Origin of the sequence: Actinoalloteichus spitiensis RMV-1378 (genome assembly GCF_000239155.1) — a bacterium.
Classification (GTDB): Bacteria; Actinomycetota; Actinomycetes; order Mycobacteriales; family Pseudonocardiaceae; genus Actinoalloteichus_B; species Actinoalloteichus_B spitiensis.
Genome location: NZ_AGVX02000276.1, coordinates 1 through 6,360, shown reverse-complemented (window position 1 = coordinate 6,360; position 6,360 = coordinate 1). Strand labels below are relative to the sequence as shown.

Below are 6,360 nucleotides of genomic sequence, written 5' to 3'. Positions count from 1 at the left end.
TTCGGCTGGTGGAGCTCACCCGAGAAGGGAGCCAGGCCGTCGCGCGGCCGAGCGGTGCCGTCGACGGCCCCGCTGGAGCTGGTCGACACGCCCGCCGAACCAGGGTGGAGGTCCCGGGGCCGACCCGGCACCCGCTCGACGCGGGTCGCGACGCCGGCGGCACGTTCCACCGGTCCGGGGCCGGGGTGGCGCGTTCGGCCCGAGGTGGGCGTCCCGTCCGGAGCCCCGCCGACACGGGCCGACCGGTTGGCCGAGGTGGCAGGCCTGGCCGCCGCAGCCCCGACATGAGGAGGCCCGGGCCTGGTCAGCGCGGCTCCTCCCGCGCACCAGACCCGGGCCCCACCCGCGTCAGGCGCGCCCCGCGCACTCCAGAGTGGCCTCCGCCCAGTCCGCGTAGTCCCACGCGGAGCCGTCACCGGCGTCCTCCACGACCAGCCGCAGCCGCTCGGCGCCCTCGACCGGGACCTCGATCCGCTCGGGGGCCTCCCCCCGACGGAGCACCTCGGACCGGTACACCTCCTCGCCGTCGGCGAGCACCACGAAGACCACCGTGCCGGCAGGGGTCCCCACCGGCAACGGTCGGCGCTGGCTGCCCTGCGGAGCGGCGTCGTCGAGCCCGACGACCGCGCTCAGCGTCGAACACCGACCGCCCGTGTACAGCGACACCTCGGCCGGGGCCAGCATGCCCAGACCGTGGTCGTACCGAACGCCGTCCATCTGGAGAGGACCGCCGTCACCCCGGCCCATCGCACCGTTGGCCAGGTCCCGTTCCACCGGGCCCTTGCCGTTCTCCTCGGCGAGGAACGGCAGGCTCGACACCCGGGTCTCCCCCTCCGGAGCCGAGGCGATCGTGACCTCCGCCTCGTCGACGACCACCGGGACCTCGGCGCCCCGGACCTCGGCGATTACCCCGATGACCGCCTCACCCGGCTCGTCGGTCGCCCGCAGCCGCCAGCTGACCTCCGCGTCCTGGCCCCGGCCCACCCGGCCCAGGGTCCGCTCGGCGGGATCCACGACCCCCCAGCCGGCCGGCACCTCGGGCCGCAGGACGCTCTGCGGCAGGGCCCGCGCCCCGTGGTTGCGCAGCCGCGCGGTCACGACCACCTCGTCACCCGGCGCCACGGTCCCGGTCTCCGCGTGGACCCCGATCACCGCGAAGGTGTCCCTCGGGTCCACCGCGGGGACGCGGACCTCGTTCGGGTAGTCGCCGGTCCGGGCGTCCCGTGCGCGGATCACCGCGCCATCGGGTCCGGTGGTGACCTGGAGGTACTGGTGGTTGAGCACCGCCGCCGTGTCCACCGCGAGGAACCCGTCCGGGTGCCCGCCCGGCACCCGCACCCTGGTGGCCCAGCGGTCGTGGGTGACCTGGGCGTGGGTGTGGCCGCTGAAGAGCACCGACTGCGGGTAGTCGGCCAGGATCGACCGCAGCTCGGCGTCCTGGAGGTGGTAGCGGCCGGCGTCACCGTCGGACTGGGTGACGGTGTGCGCCAGCGGGTAGTGCGTGAAGACGAAGATCGGGCGCCCGCTGCGACCGTGGTGGGCCAGCCGGTCCCGCAGCCAGTCCAGCTGGGTGTCGCTCAGGTACACCTGGTCGTCGAAGTTCGGGTTCTCCCACCACATCAGCCGCTCGGTGCCCAGAGCCAGCATGACCGCGTCGTCGACGACCAGCTCCTGGTAGACGCTGTCCGTGCCGGCGAAGTCGTAGAAGGACTGGTACAGCCCCTCCTCGGTGAAACCGTTGGGCCACGTCGGCTGGCAGAGGGTGCGCTCGTCGCACCAGGCCGGCGCGTACGCCTCGTGGTTGCCGATGGTGGCGAGCAGCGGGAGGTCGCGCCCGTGAGCGCGCAGCACGTCGCTGACGTCCTCGTACTCGAAGTCGTAACCCCGGTCGACGATGTCACCGTTGATGACGGTCGCGACCGAGTCCGGGTTGGTCTCCGCCGCGTCGGTCAGGACGTCGTCCCAGTCGTCGAGGTGGCCCTGGATGTCGCTGAACACGTCGAAGGTCGTGGTGGGCGACGCGGAGGCCGACCGGCTGGCGCTCGTGACGCCCGGATCGCCCTCAGCTCCGCCGGCGGGAGTGGCGGCGGAGGGCACCGCCAGACTCACGGTGGCGGTGAGCGCGAGGCCGCTCGCCACCACCCTGGTGGGCAGACGCATGGTGGTCCTCTCCGGCCGGCGGAGCCTCCGCCGGCCACCTGGCAGGTCGATGACCAGCCGACCGTGTCAGCCCGGGATGGCGCCTGGTCACCGATTGGTGACCTTCCAGCACACCGGAATGTGAACGGGACGTGAACCGCCACCGGAGTGGTCGGAGGGGGTCCGGGCGGGCACGCGACGCGCACCAGTGCCGTGCCTGTCGGAGGGGAGGAGCAGGATCACCACCATGACCACGCCACCGGAGGAGACACCCCACCACACCCCGGAGCACCGCCAGGCCCCCACCACCCGCGACCGCGTCCTGCGCCGCTGCGAGGAACTGCCCGGCGCGCGGCGGGAGCACCCCTTCGGGGAGGACACCGCGGTGTTCAAGGTGGGCGGACGCATCTTCGCCCTCGTCGCGCTGGGCGGCGACCACGGCAGGGTCACCCTGAAGTGCGAGCCGGAGTACGGGGCGCTGCTCGTGGACAGCCACGCCGGGATCACCCCTGGCTACCACATGAACAAGCGGCACTGGATCACCGTCGACCTGGCTGCGGCTCTCCCGGACGACCTCCTCGACGAGCTGGTCGAGGACTCCCACGACCTGGTCGTGGCCGCCCTCCCCGTGCGCGCCCGACCCGGCACGGCCGGCGGCGGACCCGTCGGGGGGTGAGCGGTCCCGCTCGGCGGCGCTCGGGGGCGGGACCGTGCTCCGGGCGCACGACCAGCCCGCTCGGAGGACGACCACCGGACTGGGAAGATCGCCTCGCTCGACGTCGTTCTTCTGGTCACCGTCCGGGACCGGGGCTCCGGTGCGTGCCGTGACCGTCGACGGAGTGGAGGCCGTGGCGAAGGGGGTCGGATGAGTGAGACCGTGTTCCGCAGCGAGGACCTACCGGAGGGGGAGCGGTTCGACCGTTGGCGCGAGTTGATGGCCAGCACGCACGCCCCCATGGAGCTCACCAGCGAGTACGCCGAGTCCTACCGGGTCACCCGTCGCCTGATCGAGCTCGGCCCGGTGGTCGTCTGGCCCGTCGCCCTCCAACCGGTGGTCATGGACCGCACGGACAGGCTCGTGCGCCAGTCCGACCCGGAGGGCTACCACCTCTCCTACATGATCGGCGGGACGCTCGGTGTGTCCCGCGCCCGTCAGGAGGAGACCGAACACGGGCCCCACCACTTCCACTCCACCAACACGTCCCACACCTACCGGGTCCACGTGCGGAACGGGAACAGCGCGCTCATCCACGGGGTCGCGGTGGAGCTGCCGCAGGGCAGTCTGCCCATGCCGCGCCGGCAGGCCGAGCGGGCGATAGGGCGTCCGATGACGGACCAGGACGGCATGGGCGCCATGCTGGGCGCGCTCCTCCGACAGCTCGCCGCCGCACCGACCGCGTTCGACCTGGAGGAGGCCACGCGGCTGGGCGGGGTGCTCGTCGACCTGGTGGCCGGGATGTTCGCCGGTGTGGTCGACGGGGGGGAGTTGCCCCCGGAGGCGAGGCGGCGGAACCTGGTGCTGAGGGTGAAGGCCTTCGCGCGCCGGAACCTCGGCGCGCCACTGACACCCGCGATGCTCGCCTCGGCGCACCACATCTCGGTGAGCTACCTGCACCGGCTGTTCCGGGACGAGGCGGAGACCGTGTCCGAGTGGATCCGCCGTGAGCGCTTGGAGCGGATCCGGCAGGAGCTGCGGGACCCGCGCAACGCCAACGTGCCGATCCACCACCTGGCCGAACGCCGGGGGTTCAGCCACCACGCGGCGTTCAGCCGGGCGTTCCGGGCCGCCTACGGGATGACGCCCAGGGATTACCGGAACGGGGTGGGGGTCGACGTCGAGCGGGCCGACGACCACCGCGCGGATCCCGCTCCTCCCGGAGAGCGCTCCGCTGACCGGTGACCGCCCCGCCGGACCGGGCGGCGTCGCTCCTCGCGGGATGGCCGCACCACCCCGGGCTCCACGCAGCGGGGGCGGCCGGGCCGTCCTGGCCGTACTCCGAGCGTCACGATGTCGTCCACTGTCTGTCAAGGACACTCCGCCGTTCGACGGTTAGCGTGGTCGCTGCCCAGGGGATCCCCGACGGGCGGGGGAGGGGCCGCGTCGTCGCGACCAGGTGACGACGCGGCCCTCGTCAGCCGCCGGCCAGCGGGCTGGTCGGCCGGCGCTCCCGCCTTGCCGGGCCGGATCGACGGCCCACGAGGCCGGGTGGACGGTGCGGTTCCCCGACCTGGCGTTCCCACCGTCGGCGGCCTGTGCCGGAGGAGTGACGATGTTGTTCGGTGTGCTCGGCCCGGTGACCCTGCTGGGGCCCGGCGCGGTGGCGGCCGGCGTGATGCGTCCGCAACAGCGGGCACTGCTGGCCGCGCTGCTCGTCGACGTCGACCGCGTCGTGCCGAGGGACCAGCTGCTCTACCGGGTGTGGGGCGGCAGACCACCGCTCCAGGCCGGTCGGACCCTGCACACCCACGTCAGCCGGATCAGGAGGGTGCTGGCGGTGCTGCCCAGGACGGGGACCGTCGCGGCGGCGAGTCTGCTCCGGCACGACGGCGGCTACCGACTGGCCACCGACCCCCTGCACGTGGACGCGGTCCGGTTCGAGGCGTTGGCCGGTTCGGCGGCCCGCGTCCGCGATCTCGACCACCGCCGCGTGCTCCTGGAGGAGGCGCGGTCGCTGTGGCGGGGAGAGGCACTGGCCGGTGTCGCGGGCGACTGGGCGGCCCAGCGGAGGTCCCGGTTCCGGCACCGCCACCTCGACGTCACCCTGGACTGGGCCGAGACGATGCGGGCACTGGGCCACGGTGCGGCCACCATCGATCCGCTCACGGAGCTCAGCGAGGAACACCCGCTGTCGGAGCCGCTCGTGGCCGCGCTGATGCGAGCCCTGTACGTCACGGGTCACCGCGTCGAGGCGGTGCACCGCTACCAGCGGTTGGAGTCGGGCCTGTTCGCCGCGACGGGTGTTCGCCCCGGGCACGAGCTCAGGCTCCTGCACGAGGTGGTGCTGCGGGAGGAACCGCTGGGGTCCGACTCGACCGGCGTGCTGCCCCGGTTCTGAGCCGGCTCACCGGCGGCCCGTCCGGGCTCTCGAGGTCGCCCCGGCCGAGCGCCCCCGTCGGCGCGGCACCGCCCCGAGGACCCGGAACCCGCCCCGGCCGGGGTCGGCGGGTCGGGGGCTGTCCCGGACGGGCCGGCCCGCCCTCCCTCCCGGGAAGGGGCAGCGGTTGACGGGGATGGCGGAAGCGAACGCACCGCAGGGCTGCCGCTGCCAGAATCGAGATCGGGGGCGGTGGCCGTCCTCAGCCGCCGACGGGCGGTGGGACCCACGTGGGAGGAACGGCGTGAGCGACGTGCGACCGCGATCGGAGTCGGACCTTGGCCTGTTCGTCGGCGGCGCGATCAGCGCGTTCGCCGCGCTGGTCACCCTGATCGCCAGCTTCCCGCTCGCCCCCGTCCCGGCCCTGGTCGCGGTGGCCTTCGGCGCGGTGGGGCTGCGGAGGGGGACCCGGCGGGGCTTCTCCCTCGTCGTCCTGATCACCGGAGTGGCGGTCATCGTGCTGAGCATCGTCGGGATGCTGGCCCTGCTGGGCGTCACCGAGGGCACCGAGGGCTACAGCGTGGACGTCGTCCAGGACTGACGGCACGCCCGTGGTCAGGCCCGCCTCCGGTCAGGACTCCCGGGGACCACCACGACGCGGTGCCCCGGGGAACAGGGGCCGTGCTGGCCGGCTGGGGCCTCGTCATCGCCCTGGCCGTGGTTCTCACACTGGCCAGCCTCGTGGCCTGGCGGTGGTCGGAGCGGGCGACCGCACCGACCGGTGGCATCCGAACCCCCGAGCCTGCTGGCGCGACCCCGCGTTGACGGTGCCCGTGCGCCCACTCTCCCGGTCCCGGCCACGACCAGGCACGGTAGTGCCCAACGTGGGACAGCGCGTTGGACACGAGGTCCAACGCGCTGTCCCACCTGGTATCTTCTGCTGGCCCGTTCGTGCTGGTCGAACGGGGTGTGCCAGCTGGTGCGCCATCAGGGACTCGAACCCCGAACCCGCGGATTAAGAGTCCGCTGCTCTGCCAGTTGAGCTAATGGCGCTTGCCGGGCGCTGACTGACTGGCTGTCAGTGGCCCCTCCGCCGGTCTGGTCGCTCTCCCCGACCGGCGAGGAAACTCTAACACAGCCCCGTTCGCGGCCCTCGCACCGGCCCCCCGCCCCGGCCGGGGGGCCG

General features: G+C 73.7%; 5 protein-coding genes and 1 tRNA gene. 4 read left to right on the top strand and 2 right to left on the bottom strand.

What is annotated here, in order from left to right; genetic code table 11:
- Positions 1-348 precede the first annotated feature (348 nt).
- Positions 349-2,160, bottom strand: a complete 1,812-nt coding sequence (locus ACTIDRAF_RS0213115; protein ID WP_016699192.1) for an NPCBM/NEW2 domain-containing protein — start codon at positions 2,158-2,160, stop codon at positions 349-351.
- A 226-nt stretch (positions 2,161-2,386) separates the two neighbouring features.
- On the opposite strand from ACTIDRAF_RS0213115, the gene ACTIDRAF_RS28700 reads away from it, so the two are divergent.
- The 4 genes from ACTIDRAF_RS28700 (at position 2,387) to ACTIDRAF_RS0213095 (ending at position 5,775) form a co-directional block, all read left to right on the top strand.
- A complete protein-coding gene (locus ACTIDRAF_RS28700; RefSeq protein ID WP_016699191.1) occupies positions 2,387-2,815 on the top strand; it encodes an MmcQ/YjbR family DNA-binding protein in 429 nt (142 codons plus the stop codon).
- 189 nt (positions 2,816-3,004) lie between these two features.
- Positions 3,005-4,039, top strand: coding sequence for a helix-turn-helix domain-containing protein (locus ACTIDRAF_RS28695; protein WP_016699190.1), 1,035 nt, complete (start codon positions 3,005-3,007; stop codon positions 4,037-4,039).
- Positions 4,040-4,409: 370 nt separating this feature from the next.
- A complete protein-coding gene (locus ACTIDRAF_RS0213100; RefSeq protein WP_016699189.1) occupies positions 4,410-5,195 on the top strand; it encodes an AfsR/SARP family transcriptional regulator in 786 nt (261 codons plus the stop codon).
- 283 nt (positions 5,196-5,478) lie between these two features.
- Complete coding sequence (locus ACTIDRAF_RS0213095; protein WP_016699188.1) at positions 5,479-5,775, top strand: hypothetical protein; 297 nt, start codon at positions 5,479-5,481, stop codon at positions 5,773-5,775.
- A 376-nt stretch (positions 5,776-6,151) separates the two neighbouring features.
- Here ACTIDRAF_RS0213095 and ACTIDRAF_RS0213085 read toward each other — a convergent pair.
- Positions 6,152-6,227, bottom strand: a tRNA-Lys gene (locus ACTIDRAF_RS0213085).
- Positions 6,228-6,360: the final 133 nt, after the last annotated feature.

Coding starts and splice junctions, on each gene's coding strand:
- ACTIDRAF_RS0213115 (WP_016699192.1), bottom strand. CDS start 2,160: ATGCGTCTGCCCACCAGGGTGGTGGCGAGCGGCCTCGCGCTCACCGCC.
- ACTIDRAF_RS28700 (WP_016699191.1), top strand. CDS start 2,387: ATGACCACGCCACCGGAGGAGACACCCCACCACACCCCGGAGCACCGC.
- ACTIDRAF_RS28695 (WP_016699190.1), top strand. CDS start 3,005: ATGAGTGAGACCGTGTTCCGCAGCGAGGACCTACCGGAGGGGGAGCGG.
- ACTIDRAF_RS0213100 (WP_016699189.1), top strand. CDS start 4,410: ATGTTGTTCGGTGTGCTCGGCCCGGTGACCCTGCTGGGGCCCGGCGCG.